This is a genomic window from Ramlibacter sp. 2FC (assembly GCF_005503345.1).
Classification (GTDB): domain Bacteria; phylum Pseudomonadota; class Gammaproteobacteria; order Burkholderiales; family Burkholderiaceae_C; genus SCMQ01.
Map to the genome: position 1 here is coordinate 13,881 of NZ_SCMM01000051.1, position 18,003 is coordinate 31,883.

An 18,003-nucleotide genomic window follows, 5' to 3' on the forward strand; every position below is an offset into this window, starting at 1 on the left:
AAAATAAAAGGTTGACCGATTTCATGCGGGCGGTCGCCTAGTTCAGGCCGCCCGTTTTTGTTTGGACCCGCGCGGGTGGCGAAATTGGTAGACGCACCAGGTTTAGGTCCTGACGCCAGCAATGGTGTGGGGGTTCGAGTCCCCCCCCGCGCACCACTAACCTAAAGAGGCATCATGGCCGTTACCGTAGAAAACCTTGAGAAGCTCGAGCGCAAGATGACGCTGACGCTGCCCGTCAACGTGATCCAGTCCGAAGTGGATTCGCGCCTGCGCAAGCTTGCCCGCACCGTCAAGATGGACGGCTTCCGTCCCGGCAAGGTGCCGATGAACGTGGTGGCCCAGCGCTACGGCTACTCGGTGCACTACGAGGTGATGAACGACAAGGTGGGCGAGGCCTTCGCCGTGGCCGCCAACGAGGCCAAGCTGCGCGTGGCCGGCCAGCCGCGCATCACCGAGAAGGAAAACGCGCCCGAGGGCGAGCTCGCCTTCGACGCCGTGTTCGAGGTCTATCCCGATGTCAAGATCGGCGACCTGACCACGGCCGAGGTCGAGAAGCTGAGCGCCGAGGTCGGCGACAGCGCCATCGACAAGACCGTGGACATCCTGCGCAAGCAGCGCCGCAGCTTCGCCCAGCGCGCCGCCGACGCCGCGGCCCAGGATGGCGACCGCGTGAGCGTGGACTTCGAAGGCAAGATCGACGGCGAGCCCTTCCAGGGCGGCAAGGCCGAGGACTTCCAGTTCCTGGTCGGCGAAGGCCAGATGCTCAAGGAGTTCGAGGACGCGGTGCGCGGCATGAAGACCGGCGAGAGCAAGACCTTCCCGCTGGTGTTCCCCGCCGACTACCACGGCAAGGACGTGGCCGGCAAGACCGCCGACTTCCTGGTCACCGTCAAGAAGATCGAGGCGGCCCACCTGCCCGAGGTCGACGAGGCGCTGGCCAAGTCGCTGGGCATCGCTGACGCCACGGTCGAAGGCCTGCGCGCTGACATCCGCAAGAACCTCGAGCGCGAGGTCAAGTTCCGCCTGCAGGCGCGCAACAAGCAGGCCGTGATGGACGCCCTGGTCGCCAAGGCCGAGCTCGATTGCCCCAAGTCCATCGTGCAGGCCGAGATCGATCGCATGGCCGAGGGCGCCCGTGCCGACCTCAAGCAGCGCGGCATCAAGGACGCCGACAAGGCCCCCATCCCCGACGACGTGTTCCGTCCCCAGGCCGAGCGCCGCGTGCGCCTGGGTCTGGTGGTGGCCGAGCTGGTGCGCGCCAACGAACTGCAGGCCAAGCCCGAGCAGCTCAAGGCCCACATCGAGGAAATGGCCTCCAGCTACGAGAAGCCGGAAGAGGTGGTGCGCTGGTACTACGGCGACAACCGCCGCCTGGCCGAGGTCGAAGCCGTGGTGATCGAGAACAACGTGACCGAGTTTGTGCTGTCCAAGGCCAAGGTGACCGACAAGGCCGTCTCCTTCGACGAGCTGATGGGCCAGGGCTGAGTGCCCACCGTCCGACCGTAGGGACTCCCGGGGCCTGTGCCGGACTTGCAGTCCGGGCCACAGGCCCCATTTCGTTTGAACGGATCGGAATTTCGGTACAGTACCCGCATCTGCAGGAGTAAACATGAGCGCACTGGACATTCAAGGCCTGGGCATGATCCCCATGGTCATTGAACAATCGGGCCGCGGCGAGCGGTCCTACGACATTTATTCGCGCCTGCTCAAGGAGCGCGTGATTTTCCTGGTGGGGCCGGTGAACGACCAGACCGCCAACCTGGTGGTGGCGCAGCTGCTGTTCCTGGAGAGCGAGAACCCGGACAAGGACATCTCCTTCTACATCAATTCCCCGGGTGGTTCGGTCAGCGCCGGCATGGCGATCTACGACACCATGAACTTCGTCAAGCCCGACGTGTCGACGCTGTGCACCGGCATGGCCGCGAGCATGGGCGCCTTCCTGCTGGCCTCGGGCGCCAAGGGCAAGCGCTACTCGCTGCCCAACTCCAAGGTCATGATCCACCAGCCGCTGGGCGGCACCCAGGGCCAGGCGACCGAGATCGAGATCCACGCGCGCGAAATCCTCAAGACGCGCGACCAGCTCAACAAGATCCTGGCCGATCGCACCGGCCAGCCGCTGGAGAAGATCGAGCGCGACACCGAGCGCGACTACTACCTGTCCGCCGACGAGGCCATGGAGTACGGCCTGGTCGACCAGGTGATCGCCAAGCGCCCCTGAGCGGGCGCCAAGGCTGCTCCCAGGCAGGACGGCAACGGCGTTTTCCATAGGGGAGAACGCCGTTTTTGATTTGGTTATCATGTAAGGTAACCCTTAGTGACAAGGCACTCCCGACATGGCCGAGAAAAAAGGCTCCTCCACCGAAAAGACCCTGTACTGCTCCTTCTGCGGCAAGAGCCAGCACGAAGTGAAGAAGCTCATCGCAGGTCCCTCGGTGTTCATCTGCGACGAGTGCATAGACCTGTGCAACGAGATCATCCGTGACGAGCTGCCCGCCACCGAGGTGCAGGGCAAGGAGGCGCGCAGCGAGCTGCCCACGCCCACCGAGATCAAGGGCAACCTGGACAACTACGTGATCGGCCAGGAGAAGGCCAAGCGCACCCTGGCCGTGGCGGTCTACAACCACTACAAGCGCCTGCGCCACAAGGACAAGGCCAAGAAGGACGAGGTCGAGCTGGCCAAGAGCAACATCCTGCTGATGGGCCCCACGGGCTCGGGCAAGACGCTGCTGGCGCAGACCATGGCGCGCATGCTGGACGTGCCCTTCGTGATGGCCGATGCGACCACGCTGACCGAGGCCGGCTACGTGGGCGAGGACGTCGAGAACATCGTCGCCAAGCTGCTGCAAAGCTGTAACTACGACGTCGAGCGTGCCCAGCGCGGCATCGTCTACATCGACGAGATCGACAAGATCTCGCGCAAGTCCGACAACCCCTCGATCACGCGCGATGTCTCGGGCGAGGGCGTGCAGCAGGCGCTGCTCAAGCTGATCGAGGGCACCATGGCCAGCGTGCCGCCGCAGGGCGGGCGCAAGCACCCCAACCAGGACTTCCTGCAGATCGACACGACCAACATCCTGTTCATCTGCGGCGGCGCGTTTGCCGGCCTGGAGAAGGTCATCGAGAACCGCACCGAGGCCTCGGGCATAGGCTTCGGCGCCGCAGTCAAGAGCAAGAAGCAGCGCTCGCTGACCGAGGTGTTCAGCGAGATCGAGCCGGAAGACCTGATCAAGTTCGGCCTGATCCCCGAGCTCGTGGGCCGCATGCCGGTGGTCGCCACGCTGGCCGAGCTCAGCGAGGACGCGCTGGTGCAGATCCTGACCGAACCCAAGAACGCGCTGGTCAAGCAGTACGCCAAGCTGCTGGGCATGGAGGGCGTGGACCTGGAGATCCGGCCCTCGGCGCTCAAGGCGATCGCGCGCAAGGCGCTGGCGCGCAAGACCGGCGCGCGCGGCCTGCGCTCCATCCTGGAGCAGGCGCTGATCGACACCATGTTCGACCTGCCCAACGCCGCCAACGTCGAGAAGGTCGTGGTGGACGAGTCCACCATCGAGGAAAACAAGCCGCCCCTGCTGGTCTACCGCGAGGCGGCGAAAAAGGCCTGACCCGGACGGCCTTGCACATCGCCTGGCTCGCATTTTCAACCCTGCCTCCGGTCCGGTATCGGCGGCAGGTTGAAAATCCGTCTCTGGCGACCATATTCAACAGGTAATACAAGGGAATCCCATGTCCGGACACATACCTCTGCCTGCCATCCCCATCGCCCTGCCGCTGCTGCCGCTGCGCGACGTGGTGGTGTTCCCCCACATGGTGATCCCGCTGTTCGTCGGTCGTCCCAAGAGCATCAAGGCTCTGGAGACGGCGATGGCGGCGGAGCGCCGCATCATGCTGGTGGCGCAAAAGGCGGCCGCCAAGGACGAGCCCGGCGTGGCCGACATGTTCGAGGTCGGCTGCGTCTCCACCATCCTGCAGATGCTCAAGCTGCCCGACGGCACCGTGAAGGTGCTGGTGGAGGGCCAGCAACGCGCCACCGTCAACCGCATCGAGGACGGCGAGTCGCATTTCTCGGCCACCGTCACGCCGCTGGCCGCCGCAGCCGCAGGCACGCCCAGCAGCGAGGTCGAGGCGCTGCGCCGCGCCGTGATGCAGCAGTTCGACCAGTACGTCAAGCTCAACAAGAAGATCCCGCCGGAGATCCTGACCTCGATCTCCAGCATCGACGACCCGGGCCGCCTGGCTGACACCATCGCCGCGCACCTGCCGCTCAAGCTCGAGAACAAGCAGGTGGTGCTCGACCTGGCCGAGGTCAAGGACCGGCTGGAGAACCTGTTCGAGCAGCTCGAGCGCGAGGTCGACATCCTGAACGTCGACAAGAAGATCCGTGGCCGCGTCAAGCGCCAGATGGAGAAGAACCAGCGCGACTTCTACCTCAACGAGCAGGTCAAGGCGATCCAGAAGGAGCTCGGCGAAGGCGAGGAGGGCGCCGACATCGAGGAGATCGAGAAGAAGATCAAGGCCGCCAAGATGCCGACCGAGGCGCGCAAGAAGGCCGAGGCCGAGCTCAAGAAGCTCAAGCTCATGTCGCCGATGTCGGCCGAGGCCACCGTGGTGCGCAATTACATCGACGTGCTGGTCGGCCTGCCCTGGAGCAAGAAGACCAAGATCCGGCATGACCTGGCCCATGCCGAGGACGTGCTCAACGAAGACCACTTCGGCTTGGAGAAGGTCAAGGACCGCATCCTCGAGTACCTCGCGGTGCAGCAGCGCGTGGACAAGGTCAAGGCGCCCATCCTGTGCCTGGTCGGCCCGCCCGGCGTGGGCAAGACCTCGCTCGGCCAGTCGGTGGCCAAGGCCACGGGCCGCAAGTACGTGCGCATGGCCCTGGGCGGCATGCGCGACGAGGCCGAGATCCGCGGCCACCGGCGCACCTACATCGGCGCCATGCCGGGCAAGGTGCTGCAGAGCCTGTCCAAGGTGGGCACGCGCAACCCGCTGTTCCTGCTCGACGAGATCGACAAGCTGGGCACCGACTTCCGCGGAGATCCTTCGAGCGCGCTGCTCGAGGTGCTGGACCCCGAGCAGAACCACACCTTCGCCGACCACTACGTCGAGGTCGACTTCGATCTCAGCGACGTGATGTTCGTCGCGACCTCGAACTCGATGAACATCCCGCCGGCCCTGCTGGACCGCATGGAGGTGATCCGCCTGTCGGGCTATACCGAGGACGAGAAGACCAATATCGCGATCAAGTACCTGCTGCCCAAGCAGATGAAGAACAACGGCGTGAAGGACGACGAGCTCCATGTGAACGAGGCCGCGATCCGCGACATCGTGCGCTACTACACGCGCGAGGCCGGCGTGCGCTCGCTCGAGCGTGAGCTGTCCAAGATCTGCCGCAAGGTGGTCAAGGGTTTGCAGCTCAAGAAGATGAGCCCTCAGGTCCAGGTGACGGCTGACAACCTCAACGACTTCCTCGGCGTGCGCAAGTACAGCTACGGCCGCGCCGAACAGCAGAACCAGGTCGGCCAGGTGGTAGGCCTGGCCTGGACCGAGGTCGGCGGCGACCTGCTGACCATCGAGGCCGCGACCATGCCCGGCAAGGGCGTCATCACGCGCACCGGCATGCTGGGCGACGTGATGAAGGAGTCGGTCGAGGCCGCGCGCACCGTGGTGCGCAGCCGTGCGCGCCGCTTGGGGATCAAGGACGAGGTGTTCGAGAAGAAGGACGTCCACATCCACGTGCCCGATGGCGCCACGCCCAAGGACGGTCCGAGCGCCGGCGCGGCGATGAGCACGGCTTTCGTCTCGGCGCTGACCGGCATCCCGGTGCGCGGCGACGTGGCCATGACCGGCGAGATCACGCTGCGCGGCGAGGTTACGGCCATCGGCGGTCTCAAGGAGAAGCTGCTGGCCGCGCTGCGTGGCGGCATCAAGACCGTGCTGATTCCCGAGGAAAACGTCAAGGACCTGCAGGAGATTCCCGAGAACGTGAAGAACGGTCTGGAGATCGTGCCGGTCAGGTGGATCGACAAGGTGCTCGACATTGCCCTGGAGAGCAAGCCCGTGCCGCTCTCCGACGAGGAGGTGGCGGCCATGGCGGCGGCGGCCGGCGGTGCCCCGAACGCTGCGGGCAGCGACTCCTTGAAGCACTGAGTCAGTTTTTTTGGGTGCCTGACCGGAAGCCCAAAAAACTACGCTATAATTCTTTTATTGCAGCAAACGGTGCGAATAACAAAGCAACGATTGCTGATTACGCGGGAATAGCTCAGTTGGTAGAGCGCAACCTTGCCAAGGTTGAGGTCGCGAGTTCGAGCCTCGTTTCCCGCTCCAGATCATGGAAGAAGTGCCAACGTCTTCCAGCCCAAAAGGGAAGCTCCGGCTTCCCTTTTTTGTCAGAGAGATCCAAGGAATCCTGGCGCGGTAGCAAAGCGGTTATGCACCGGATTGCAAATCCGTGTAGGTCGGTTCGACTCCGGCCCGCGCCTCCAGAAAAAACAGCCCCGTCAACCCGTGCGTTGCCGGGGCTGTTTGCTTGTGGCCCCGTTTCCCGCTGCGAGAATCGGTGCCTGGCCTCGATGGTGAAATCGGTAGACACAGCGGACTTAAAATCCGCCGCCCTCAACCGGCGTACGGGTTCGAGTCCCGTTCGAGGCACCAGCTGACGTACCGCCCGTTTGGGCGATTGACAGGACGCAGTGCGTGCTCACAATGGCCCCAACCCATGGTCGTTCGGCCAGGGGGCCAACAGAGGAGCTTCCCTATGCACACCTTGCGCAGCGCAGCCGCGCGCATTCTTCGTGTCGACCTCTTTCGTCGCGCGCTGTTCACCGGCTTGCTGGGCCTGTTCCTGCTGGGGGCCTTCGGCGCCGCGCAGGCCGCCGGCAAGAGCAAGGCTGCCTACGACTACTACCTCACGGGCAGTGCTGTCGACGTGGTCCGGCCCGCGCCGGACACCCCCACGGCCGTGCTGATGGGCGGCGGGCCCGACGTCGATGCGGCCTTCCAGTGGATGATCCAGAAGTCGGGTGGCGGCAACTTCGTCGTGATACGGGCCTCGGGCGCGGACGGCTACAACCCCTACATTTACGCCATGGGCGGCCTGAGCTCGGTCGAGACCCTGGTCATCCAGAACCGGGAGGCCGCGGCCGATCCCTTCGTGCTGGAGCGGGTCGCCAGGGCCGAGGCCCTGTTCATCGCGGGCGGCGACCAGGCTGACTACATCCAGCAATGGAAGGGCACGCCGCTGGATGCGGCCATCCAGGCGCTGATGCAGCGCAACGTGCCGATCGGCGGTACCAGTGCCGGCCTGGCCGTGCTGGGGCAGTTCGACTTCGCCGCGCTCAGGGGCACCGTGACCTCGGCCCAGGCGCTGGCCGACCCCTACAACCGCTACATGAAGCTGGACCAGGGCTTCCTGACGGGGCCGGGCCTGGGCGGCGTGCTGGCCGATGCCCATCTCGACGCGCGCGACCGCATGGGGCGGCTGCTGACTTTCGTGGCGCGCACCGTGCAGGACGGCTGGGCGCCCGTCGCCGCAGCGCGCGGCATCGGCGTGGACGTGGAAACGGCCTTGCTGGTCGAGGGGCGCCAGGCCATGCGGGTGGGCGTGGGCTCGGCCTATTTCCTGAGCCCGACGATCGCGCCAACGACCTGCCTGCCCGGGCAGCCGCTGACATTCCGCAACGTGATCGTCCAGCGCCTGTCGGGCGGCGGCAGTTTCGACCTGACGGCCTGGAGCGGCGTGCGCGGTGCGGCGGCGGTCTACGACATCTCCGCCGAGGCGGGCGTGCTGACTTCTTCGCAGTCCGGCGGTTCGGTCTATTGACCTGGCTCGGAGGGTGGCCAGGGCGTCGGGGCCTTGGCTGCGGTGGCACAATCGGTGCTCATAGACCGAGTTCTCCATGACCGATTACAACAACGCGCCTTTCGAGATCCACGTGCATGGTGACGTGCGCCTGCGCCCCGACGTTGGCTTCGAGACCCTGCAGGACGTGCTCAAGCCCCTGTGGAAGTACGCCGGCGCGCGCTCGCTGGCCGACGGCGCGGCCAGCGCCTACGAGGACGAGCCCGGCATCCGCCTGGACGCGCCGGCCCATCTGCTGCAGATCTGCTGGACCGTGTACGGCGACGAGGATTTCCGCCAGGTGCTCGACGAGATGTGCATGAACCTCAACGAGGTGGCCGAGACCGGCGCCCAGATCGAGGTCACCTTCTACGACGCCGAATACGACGAGGAGGACGAGGCCGAAGGCCGCGAGTCGCGCGACGACTTCGTACTGCTGTTCGTCGGCCCCACGCCCGGGGCCATCATGCAGGCCCAGCGCGACCTGCTGGTGGAGGACGTGGTGCAGCTGATGGAGCGCCATTTCGACGGCTCGGAGCTCGGCGGCGTGGTGGCCGAGATCGACAAGCTGTTCGGCCAGCGCTTCGACGCCCTGGCCAATTCGCTCGAGCTCGGCAAGCCGCCGCGCGGCCATGGCGGCTCCGGCGGAACGGGCCACGGCGGCGGCCGCCGGCCGCGCCACCTGCACTGAAGCACGGCGCCGGCCCGGCCGGCGCTGCCTCTCGTTCGATTCGCCTTGCCATGGGCCTGTTCCCTTCCGATGCCCTGAACCCCGGCGTGCGCAAGCGCGAGGTGTTCGGCTGGGCCATGTACGACTTCGCCAACTCGGGCTACACCACGGTGGTCATCACCGCGGTGTTCGCGGCCTACTTCGTGGGCGGTATCGCCGGCCGTGCCGACTGGGCCACCTTCGCCTGGACCGCCTCGCTCAGCGCGTCCTACGCCATCGTCATGCTGACCATGCCCAGCCTGGGCGCCTGGGCCGACCTGCGTGCGGCCAAGAAGCGGCTGCTGATGCTCACCACCGCCGGCTGCGTGGCCAGCACGGCCCTGCTCGCGCTGGCCGGTCCCGGCAGCGTGGCGCTGGCCATGGGGCTGGTCATCCTGTCCAACACCTTCTACTCGTACGGCGAGTCGCTGACCGCGGCCTTCCTGCCCGAGCTGGCGCGCGCCGAGGGCATGGGCAAGGTCAGCGGCTGGGGCTGGAGCCTGGGCTATCTGGGCGGCATGCTGGCGCTGGGCCTGAGCCTGGCTTACGTGCTCTGGGCCCAGTCCCATGGCATCGCGGCCGAGCGCTTCGTGCCGGTCACCCTGCTGATCACGGCCACGCTCTACGGCCTGGCCGCGCTGGTCACCTTCGCGCTGCTGCCCGAGCGCGCGCGGCCGCGGCCGCAGGCCATGGCGCCCTCGGGCTGGAAGGCTTCGCTGCGCCAGCTCAGGAGCACGCTGCACCAGGCGCGCCGCTACCGCGACTTCATGTGGCTGCTGGGCTGCGCCGTGGCCTACCAGGGCGGGGTGGCGACGGCCATCGCGCTGTCGGCCATCTACGCCGAGCAGGTCATCGGCTTCGCGCAGCAGGAGACCATGCTGCTGATCTTCGTGCTCAACATCGCGGCGGCGCTGGGCGCCTTTGCCTTCGGCTACTGGCAGGACCGTATCGGCCACAAGCCGGCGCTGGCGCTGACCCTGCTGGGCTGGATCGCGACCTGCGCGATCGCGGCGCTGACCACGACCAAGGGCGGCTTCTGGTGGGCGGCGGGCATCGCCGGCGCCTGCATGGGCTCGAGTCAGTCGGCCGGCCGTGCCATGGCCGGCCTGTTCGCGCCGCCGCGCCAGCTGGCCGAGTTCTACGGCCTGTGGACCTTCGCGATCCGCCTGGCCAGCATCGTCGGCCCGCTGAGCTACGGCGCCATCACCTGGTTCACCGGAGGCAACCAGCGCATCGCGATCGCGTCCTCGGGACTGCTGTTCGTCGCCGGCCTGGTCCTGCTGTGGCCGGTGAACATGCGGCGCGGACGCGAGGCGGCCCTGGCCGCCGGCCAACCGGCGTGAGTCCGCTGCCCTACCTGCAGGCCTATCCCGAGGACCTGCGGAACAAGGTGCGCCAGATGCTCGAGCAGCAGGGCCTGGCGGCCTGGCTGCGCCGCAAGTACCCGGGCGCGCACGGCATCCGTACCGATGGCGGGCTCTACCAGTACGTCAGTTCGCTGAAGAACGAATTCATGCGCAGCGCCGATGCGGTCAGCAAGGTGACGTTCGACAGCAAGATCCATGTGATCCGCAATGCGCTGGGGCTGCACAGCACGGTGGCGCGCGTGCAGGGCAGCCGGCTCAAGGCCAAGCGCGAGATCCGCGTGGCGGCGCTGTTCAGGGACACGCCGATCGAGTTCCTGCGCATGATCGCGGTGCACGAGCTGGCTCACCTGCGCGAGCGCGAGCATGGCCGCGCCTTCTACCAGCTGTGCGAGCACATGGAGCCGGCCTACCACCAGCTCGAGCTCGACCTGCGCCTGTACCTCACCCACCTGGACCAGGGCGGCGAGCGCCTGTGGGGCGCCTAGGACGGCACTTGCACGGCGGCGCAGCAATCGGCGGGCAGCTGCAGCCAGCGGGCCGCCGCGGCCTGCAGGGGGTCGAGGGCGCCGGTGGTGAGCAACTGCACCGCGTCCTGGGTCGGCGCTTCGCCCTGCGACGGCGCCAGCCGGCCGGCGACCTGCAGCAGGCGCCGCGTCTGGCGCGCGACCGGCTCGCCGGTGGCGATCAGCTGGATCTCGGGGCCAAGCAGGGCGCGCAGGTCGTCCTGCGCGAACACGTAGTGGGTACAGCCCAGCACCAGGGTGTCGATCTCGCCCGGGGCCTGGCCGAAGCGGCCCATGGCGCCGGTGTAGCGCGCGCACAGGGCCCGGATCTCGGTCGATGCGGGGTCGGCCGGCAGGGCCTGCGCCGTGCTGCGCTCGATCGCATGGGCCAGGCCGTCGCAGGGTTGGACCACGAACTCGGCCTGCCCCTGCAGCGAGGCCAGCAGCCTGGCGAACTTGGCGCTGGCCAGCGTACCGCGCGTGCCGATCACGCCGATGCGACCGGTGCGGCTAATGGCCACGGCGGGCTTGAGCGCCGGCTCCACGCCGACCACCGGCAGGTCCGGGTGGGCGGCGCGGGCCTCGTGGATGGCGGCGGCCGTGGCGGTGTTGCAGGCCACGACCAGGGCCTTGATGCCATAGCGCTCGCGCAGGTAGGCGCTGATGGCGTGCGTGCGGGCAGCGACGAAGGCGTCGCCGCGCTCGCCATAGGGCGCGTGGCCGCTGTCGGCGAGGTAGACGAAGCGCTCGTGCGGCAGTTCGGCGCGCAGCGCCTGCAGCACGCTGAGGCCGCCTATGCCGCTGTCAAAGACGCCGATCGGGGCGTCCACCGCCGAGGCCGCCTGCATTCAGGCCGCAGCGACCGCAATGCCCTTGAACTCGCCCGAGGCGATGCGCTTTTGCCACTCGGCGGGGCCGGTGGTGTGGGCGCTGGTGCCGCTCGAGTCCACGGCCACGGTCACGGGCATGTCCTGCACGTCGAACTCGTAGATGGCTTCCATCCCTAAGTCGGCGAAGCCCACCACCTTGGCCGACTTGATGGCCTTGGCGACGAGGTAGGCGGCGCCGCCCACGGCCATCAGATAGGCCGACTGGTTGTCCTTGATCGCCTCGATCGCGACCGGGCCGCGCTCGGACTTGCCGATCATCGAGATCAGGCCGGTCTGCTCGAGCATGGTGCGCGCGAACTTGTCCATGCGGGTGGCGGTGGTCGGGCCGGCTGGGCCCACCACCTCGTCGCGCACCGGGTCCACCGGGCCCACGTAGTAGATCACGCGGTTGCTGAAGTCCACCGGCAGCTTCTCGCCCTTGGCCAGCATGTCGGCGATGCGCTTGTGCGCGGCGTCGCGGCCGGTCAGCATCTTGCCGTTGAGCAGCAGCTTCTGGCCGACCTTCCAGGAGGCGACCTCTTCCTTGGTCAGGCTGTCCAGGTTGACGCGGGTAGCGGATTTCGTATCCGGCGTCCAGGTCACGGCGGGCCAGTCCTCGAGCTTGGGCGGCGCTATCTTGGCCGGGCCGGAACCGTCCAGGTGGAAGTGGCAGTGGCGGGTGGCGGCGCAGTTGGGCACCAGGGCCACCGGCAGGTTGGCGGCGTGGCAGGGGTAGTCCAGCACCTTGACGTCCAGCACCGTGGTCAGGCCGCCCAGGCCCTGGGCGCCGATGCCCAGGGCATTGACTTTCTCGTACAGCTCCAGGCGCAGTTCCTCGGCGCGGCTCAGCTTGGCGCCGCCCTTGGCCTTGGCGATCAGCTCGTGGATGTCCACCGGGGCCATGATGGACTCCTTGGCCAGCAGCATGGCCTTCTCGGGCGTGCCGCCTATGCCGACGCCCAGGATGCCGGGCGGGCACCAGCCCGCGCCCATGGTCGGCACGGTCTTGAGGATCCACTCCACCAGGTCGTCCGAGGGGTTGAGCATGGCGAACTTGGCCTTGGCCTCGGAGCCGCCGCCCTTGGCCGCGCAGATCACTTCCACATGGTCGCCCGGGACGATCTCGAAGTGCACCACGGCCGGGGTGTTGTCCTTGGTGTTCCTGCGCGTGCCGGCCGGGTCGGCCAGCACCGAGGCGCGCAGCGGGTTGTCCGGGTTGGCGTAGGCGCGGCGCACGCCCTCGTCGACCATCTGCTGCAGGCCCATGGTGGCGTCGGCCCATTGCACGTTCATGCCGACCTTCAGGAACACCATGCCGATACCGGTGTCCTGGCAGATCGGGCGGTGGCCCTCGGCCGACAGGCGCGAGTTGGTCAGGATCTGGGCGATCGCGTCCTTGGCGGCCGGCGACTGCTCGCGCTCGTAGGCCTCGCCGAGTGCCTTGATGTAGTCCAGCGGGTGGTAGTAGCTGATGTACTGGAAGGCGTCGGCGATGGATTGGATCAGGTCTTCCTGCTTGATGGTCGTGGTCATGGTGCTCGTGGACGGGTGACTTGGGACGGCGGCGGGACGAACTTTGCAGTCGAATGGGAAGTCTGCTACGGTTGCCCTAGGGACAGGCCCTAGCCCGCTATTTTGACAGGTCAGGCCATCACCCCGCGCGGAGCCAGCCATGCAGACCCGAACCGAGCGCGACAGCTTCGGCCCCATCGAGGTGCCGGCCGACCGGCTGTGGGGGGCGCAGACCCAGCGCTCGCTGCAGCATTTCGACATCTCGGGCGAGCGCCAGCCGCGCGAGCTGATCAAGGCCCTGGCCCAGGTCAAGCGCGCCGCGGCGGTGGTCAACCAGGCCCTGGGCCTGCAGGACGAGAGGAAGACCGACGCCATCGTCGCAGCGGCCGACGAGGTGATCGCCGGCGGCCATCCCGAGGAGTTCCCGCTGGTGGTCTGGCAGACCGGGTCGGGCACCCAGACCAACATGAACCTCAACGAAGTGCTGGCCAACCGCGCCAGCGAGCTGCTCGGCGGCCCGCGCGGCGAGGGCCGGCTGGTGCACCCGAACGACGACGTGAACCGCAGCCAGTCGAGCAACGACGTGTTTCCCACTGCCATGCACCTGGCCGCGGCGGAAGGCATAGTGCGCCGGCTGCTGCCGGCGCTGGGCCGGCTGCGCGCCACGCTGGCGCACAAGGCCCAGGCCTTCGCCGACATCGTCAAGATCGGCCGCACCCACTTGCAGGACGCGACGCCGCTGACCCTGGGCCAGGAGTTCTCGGGCTATGTGGCCCAGCTCGCGCATGGCGAGGCGCATCTGCGCGCGGCGCTGCCGCACCTGTGCGAACTCGCGCTGGGCGGCACGGCCGTGGGCACCGGCCTGAACGCGCCCAAGGGCTATGACCAGCGGGTGGCGGCCGAGCTGGCGAGGCTGACCGGCCTGCCCCTGGTCACCGCGCCGAGCAAGTTCGAGGCCATGGCCGCCTGCGACGCCCTGGTCCATGCGCACGGCGCGCTCAAGACCCTGGCGGCCAGCCTGATGAAGATCGCCAACGACGTGCGCTGGCTGGCCAGCGGGCCGCGCAGCGGCCTGGGCGAGATCCGGATCCCGGAGAACGAGCCGGGCTCGTCCATCATGCCGGGCAAGGTCAACCCGACCCAGTGCGAGGCGCTGACCATGCTGTGCTGCCAGGTGTTCGGCAACGACGTGGCGATCAATGTCGGCGGTGCCTCGGGCAATTTCGAGCTCAACGTGTTCCGGCCCATGGTGGCGCACAACTTCCTGCAGAGCGTGCGCCTGCTGGCCGACGGCATGCAGAGCTTCGACGAGCATTGCGCCGTCGGCATAGAGCCCGACCGGGAGCGCATCACCGAGCTCGTGCAGCGCTCGCTGATGCTGGTGACCGCGCTCAATCCCCACATCGGCTACGACAAGGCCGCCGAGATCGCCAAGAAGGCGCACCGCGAAGGCCTGAGCCTGCGCGAGGCCGCGCTGGCCAGCGGTTTCGTGACGGCCGAGCAGTTCGACCGCTGGGTGGTGCCGGCCGACATGGTCGGCCGCTGAGACCGCTCAGTGGTGCGCCGTCGGCTGCGCCATCAGCCGGTCGGTCAGGGCGATGGCCAGTGCCGAGAGCAGGAACACCGCGTGGATGATGGTCTGCCACATCAGCACCTTGACGTCGTAGTTGGCCGCGTTGATGAAGGTCTTGAGCAGATGGATCGAGCTGATGCCGATGATGGCGGTGGCCAGCTTGACCTTGAGCACCGAGGCGTTCACATGGCTGAGCCACTCGGGCTGGTCGGGGTGGCTTTCCAGGTTCATGCGGCTGACGAAGGTTTCGTAGCCGCCCACGATCACCATGATCAGCAGGTTGGAAATCATCACCACGTCGATCAGCGCCAGTACCACCAGCATGATGATGGTTTCGTTGAGCGAGGCTATCTGGGCCTCGGACTTGTAGCCTATGCTGGTCACCAGGGCCTGCAGGGCGGTCTCGCTGCCGAAGGCCGCCTCGAGCAGGTGCACCAATTCCACCCAGAAGTGGAAGACGTAGACCGCCTGGGCGGCGATCAGGCCCAGGTACAGCGGAAGCTGCAGCCAGCGGCTGGCGAAAATCAGATTGGGCAGGGGGCGCAGCGAGACGGCTTGGCTGGTGGTGGGGTCGGACATGGGATGCGGAGCGAGTGGAGTGCGCCGGATTGTAGGGGGCGCTCATGACGCTTCGCCCGGCGCCGCCGCGTCAGTTTGTAAGATTGGCGCCAGTCAGTGGCCTGTAAGAGCCAGGCTGGACATTAGCTCCCGACCTGCATTATTCATATTTGAGGAGAAGACCCCCATGAGCGCCATCGAGTCGGTACTGGTCGAAAACCGCGTGTTCCCCCCGAGCGACGCGGTCATCAAGGCCGCACGCATTTCCGGCATGGACGGCTACCAAGCGCTGTGCGCCGAGGCCGAGCGGGATTTCGAGGGTTTCTGGGCGCGACTGGCGCGCGAGAACCTGGTCTGGAACAAGCCCTTCACGCGCACGCTCGACGAGTCCAACGCCCCGTTCTACAAGTGGTTCGACGACGGCGAGCTCAACGCCAGCGCCAACTGCCTGGACCGCCACATGGGCACGCCGGTCGAGCACAAGACCGCCATCGTCTTCGAGGCCGACGGCGGCGAGGTGACACGGGTCAGCTACAAGGAACTGCTGGCGCGCGTCAGCCAGTTCGCCAATGCGCTCAAGGCGCATGGCATCAAGAAGGGCGACCGGGTGCTCGTCTACATGCCGATGACCATCGAGGGCGTGGTCGCCATGCAGGCCTGCGCGCGCATCGGCGCCACGCACAGCGTGGTGTTCGGCGGCTTCTCGGCCAAGGCGCTGCAGGAGCGCATCATCGACGCCGGCGCGGTGGCCGTGATCACCGCCAACTACCAGATGCGCGGCGGCAAGGAACTGCCGCTCAAGGCCATCGTCGACGAGGGCCTGGCCATGGGCGGCTGCGAGTCGATCCGCAACATCTTCGTCTACCAGCGCACCCAGACCCCCTGCGCCATGGTGGAAGGGCGCGACAAGACCTTTGAGCAGGCCCTGGCTGGCCAGAGCAGCGAATGCCCCGCCGAGCCCGTGGGCGCCGAGCACCCGCTGTTCGTCCTCTACACCTCGGGCTCGACCGGCAAGCCCAAGGGCGTGCAGCATGCCACGGGCGGCTACCTGCTGTGGGCCAAGCTCACCATGGACTGGACCTTCGACCTGCGCCCCGAGGACGTGTTCTGGTGCACGGCCGACATTGGCTGGATCACCGGCCACAGCTACGTGGCCTACGGCCCGCTGGCCGCCGGCGCGACCCAGGTGGTGTTCGAGGGCGTGCCCACCTTCCCTCATGCCGGCCGCTTCTGGCAGATGATAGAGCGCCACAAGGTCTCGATCTTCTACACCGCGCCCACCGCCATCCGCTCGCTGATCAAGGCGGCCGAGACCGACGACAAGGTGCATCCCAGGAACTGGGACCTGTCCAGCCTGCGCATCCTGGGCACGGTGGGCGAGCCCATCAACCCCGAGGCCTGGATGTGGTATCACCGCCATGTGGGCGGCGAGCGCTGCCCCATCGTCGACACCTTCTGGCAGACCGAGACCGGCGGCCACATGATCACGCCGCTGCCGGGCGCCACGCCGTTGGTGCCGGGCTCCTGCACCCTGCCGCTGCCGGGCATCATGGCCGCCATCGTCGACGAGGCCGGCCACGACATCCCCAACGGCGCGGGCGGCATGCTGGTGGTCAAGCGTCCCTGGCCGTCGATGATCCGCACCATCTGGGGCGACCCCGAGCGCTTCAAGAAGAGCTACTTCCCCGACGAGATGGGCGGCCGGATCTACCTGGCCGGCGACGGGGCGGTGCGTTCGGCCGACCGTGGCTATTTCCGCATCACGGGGCGCATCGACGACGTGCTCAACGTCTCGGGCCACCGCATGGGCACCATGGAGATCGAGTCCGCCCTGGTCGCCAAGACCGACCTGGTGGCCGAGGCCGCCGTGGTGGGGCGCCCGGACGAGCTGACCGGCGAGGCGATCTGCGCCTTCGTGGTGCTCAAGCGCCCGCTGCCGGCCGGCGACGAGGCCAAGGTCATCGCCAAGGAGCTGCGTGACTGGGTCGCCAAAGAGATCGGCCCGATCGCCAAGCCCAAGGACATACGCTTCGGTGAGAACCTGCCCAAGACGCGCTCGGGCAAGATCATGCGCCGCCTGCTGCGCAGCCTGGCCAAGGGCGAGGCCATCACCCAGGACACCAGTACGCTGGAGAACCCGGCGATCCTGGGCCAGCTCGGCCAAGCCTACTGAAGCGGCGCAGCCGCCCAGCCCATGAAAAAGGCCGGTGGGAACCGGCCTTTTCGATCAAAAAGGCCCGCATCAAGAGCGGGCCTTTGCCTTGGGTGCGCGTTTCGTGATTACTTGAGGCTCAGCACCCAGGTGGCCAGCTTCTTGGCCTCGGCCTCGCTGACCTGGGTGTTGGCGGGCATGGGCACCGCGCCCCAGACGCCCGAGCCGCCCTTGACGATCTTGGTCGCCAGCTTGTCGGCGGCCGACTTGTCGCTAGCGTACTTGGCGGCCACTTCCTTGAAGGACGGTCCCACCAGCTTCTTGTCGACGGCATGGCAGGCCATGCAGTTCTTGGCCGTGGCCAGGGCCTGGTCGGCAAAGGCGGGAGCCGACACCGTGATGGCGGCGGTCAGGGCAAGCAGCACTCGTTTCATCGTCATTCCTCGTGGGCTCTTCAGTTACAGTGAATGAACGCGATTGTAGTGACTGCGGTTGACGCCCGCAGGCCACGGCGGATCACAACAGTTTGTATGCGGGGGTGAGAATGTATTTGCTGGGACTGGGTATCGTGCTGCTGCTCATGAAGTTCCTGGAAATAGGCGCCGTTGCCGCCTGGGACTGGTGGCTGGTGCTGTCGCCGTTCGGCCTGGCCGTGGCCTGGTGGGCCTGGGCCGACTGGTCGGGCTACACCAAGCGCAAGTCGGTCGAGAAGGTCGAGCGGCGCAAGCAGAAGCGGATCGACAAGAGCCGCGAGGCCATGGGCATCGCGCCCAAGAGGCCCCGGCGCTGAGCCGGCCCAGGATCCGGGAATTGAGTAGGGTGAGGGGTTACCCCCTCAGCCCTCTCACACCACCGTACGTGCGGTTCCGCATACGGCGGTTCAAGCGGAACACTGGAGGTGCTGGTGGATGGACACCAGC

Annotated in this window: 15 protein-coding genes and 4 tRNA genes; 15 read left to right on the forward strand and 4 right to left on the reverse strand. The window is 67.2% G+C overall.

Features of this window, described 5'->3' with window-relative positions; genetic code table 11:
* Window positions 1-69 precede the first annotated feature (69 nt).
* The 12 genes from FFS10_RS18535 to FFS10_RS18590 all read left to right on the forward strand — a co-directional run bounded on the left by FFS10_RS18535 (window position 70) and on the right by FFS10_RS18590 (window position 10,401).
* Window positions 70-156 (forward strand) — tRNA-Leu (locus tag FFS10_RS18535).
* A gap of 18 nt (window positions 157-174) precedes the next feature.
* Entirely contained in the window at window positions 175-1,485 is a 1,311-nt protein-coding gene (gene tig, locus FFS10_RS18540; protein ID WP_137895962.1) for a trigger factor, read from the forward strand.
* Between the two features lie 124 nt (window positions 1,486-1,609).
* Window positions 1,610-2,218, forward strand: a complete 609-nt coding sequence (clpP, locus tag FFS10_RS18545; RefSeq protein ID WP_137895963.1) for an ATP-dependent Clp endopeptidase proteolytic subunit ClpP — start codon at window positions 1,610-1,612, stop codon at window positions 2,216-2,218.
* A gap of 115 nt (window positions 2,219-2,333) precedes the next feature.
* On the forward strand, window positions 2,334-3,602 hold the full coding sequence (gene clpX / locus FFS10_RS18550; protein ID WP_137895964.1) for an ATP-dependent Clp protease ATP-binding subunit ClpX: 1,269 nt from the start codon (window positions 2,334-2,336) through the stop codon (window positions 3,600-3,602).
* 121 nt (window positions 3,603-3,723) lie between these two features.
* Window positions 3,724-6,150 (forward strand): endopeptidase La, encoded by a 2,427-nt coding sequence (gene lon / locus FFS10_RS18555; protein ID WP_137895965.1) that lies wholly within the window; start codon window positions 3,724-3,726, stop codon window positions 6,148-6,150.
* A 101-nt stretch (window positions 6,151-6,251) separates the two neighbouring features.
* A tRNA-Gly gene (locus FFS10_RS18560) sits at window positions 6,252-6,327 on the forward strand.
* A gap of 84 nt (window positions 6,328-6,411) precedes the next feature.
* A tRNA-Cys gene (locus FFS10_RS18565) sits at window positions 6,412-6,485 on the forward strand.
* Between the two features lie 81 nt (window positions 6,486-6,566).
* Window positions 6,567-6,654, forward strand: a tRNA-Leu gene (locus FFS10_RS18570).
* Window positions 6,655-6,757: 103 nt separating this feature from the next.
* On the forward strand, window positions 6,758-7,822 hold the full coding sequence (locus FFS10_RS18575) for a cyanophycinase (protein ID WP_171016184.1): 1,065 nt from the start codon (window positions 6,758-6,760) through the stop codon (window positions 7,820-7,822).
* A gap of 76 nt (window positions 7,823-7,898) precedes the next feature.
* A complete protein-coding gene (locus tag FFS10_RS18580) occupies window positions 7,899-8,531 on the forward strand; it encodes a DUF6806 family protein (protein WP_137895967.1) in 633 nt (210 codons plus the stop codon).
* Window positions 8,532-8,581: 50 nt separating this feature from the next.
* Window positions 8,582-9,892, forward strand: a complete 1,311-nt coding sequence (locus FFS10_RS18585) for an MFS transporter (RefSeq protein WP_137895968.1) — start codon at window positions 8,582-8,584, stop codon at window positions 9,890-9,892.
* Between the two features lie 5 nt (window positions 9,893-9,897).
* On the forward strand, window positions 9,898-10,401 hold the full coding sequence (locus FFS10_RS18590; RefSeq protein WP_502702890.1) for a YgjP-like metallopeptidase domain-containing protein: 504 nt from the start codon (window positions 9,898-9,900) through the stop codon (window positions 10,399-10,401).
* Here FFS10_RS18590 and murI read toward each other — a convergent pair.
* Window positions 10,398-11,267, reverse strand: a complete 870-nt coding sequence (gene murI, locus FFS10_RS18595; protein ID WP_137895969.1) for a glutamate racemase — start codon at window positions 11,265-11,267, stop codon at window positions 10,398-10,400. The two genes, FFS10_RS18590 and murI, sit on opposite strands and share 4 nt — an antisense overlap.
* Complete coding sequence (locus tag FFS10_RS18600) at window positions 11,268-12,821, reverse strand: fumarate hydratase (RefSeq protein ID WP_137895970.1); 1,554 nt, start codon at window positions 12,819-12,821, stop codon at window positions 11,268-11,270. It abuts the gene before it with no gap.
* 139 nt (window positions 12,822-12,960) lie between these two features.
* On the opposite strand from FFS10_RS18600, the gene fumC reads away from it, so the two are divergent.
* A complete protein-coding gene (gene fumC, locus FFS10_RS18605) occupies window positions 12,961-14,346 on the forward strand; it encodes a class II fumarate hydratase (RefSeq protein ID WP_137895971.1) in 1,386 nt (461 codons plus the stop codon).
* A 6-nt stretch (window positions 14,347-14,352) separates the two neighbouring features.
* On the opposite strand, the gene FFS10_RS18610 is transcribed toward fumC, so the two are convergent.
* On the reverse strand, window positions 14,353-14,952 hold the full coding sequence (locus FFS10_RS18610; protein ID WP_137895972.1) for a YqhA family protein: 600 nt from the start codon (window positions 14,950-14,952) through the stop codon (window positions 14,353-14,355).
* A 166-nt stretch (window positions 14,953-15,118) separates the two neighbouring features.
* Here FFS10_RS18610 and acs point away from each other — a divergent pair, with 166 nt between their 5' ends.
* Complete coding sequence (gene acs, locus FFS10_RS18615; protein ID WP_137895973.1) at window positions 15,119-17,104, forward strand: acetate--CoA ligase; 1,986 nt, start codon at window positions 15,119-15,121, stop codon at window positions 17,102-17,104.
* Between the two features lie 107 nt (window positions 17,105-17,211).
* Here acs and FFS10_RS18620 read toward each other — a convergent pair whose 3' ends face one another.
* A complete protein-coding gene (locus FFS10_RS18620) occupies window positions 17,212-17,517 on the reverse strand; it encodes a c-type cytochrome (RefSeq protein WP_137895974.1) in 306 nt (101 codons plus the stop codon).
* A gap of 110 nt (window positions 17,518-17,627) precedes the next feature.
* Between FFS10_RS18620 and FFS10_RS18625 the strand changes: the two genes are divergently transcribed.
* Complete coding sequence (locus FFS10_RS18625; protein ID WP_137895975.1) at window positions 17,628-17,873, forward strand: TIGR04438 family Trp-rich protein; 246 nt, start codon at window positions 17,628-17,630, stop codon at window positions 17,871-17,873.
* The last annotated feature ends 130 nt before the right edge of the window (window positions 17,874-18,003 follow it).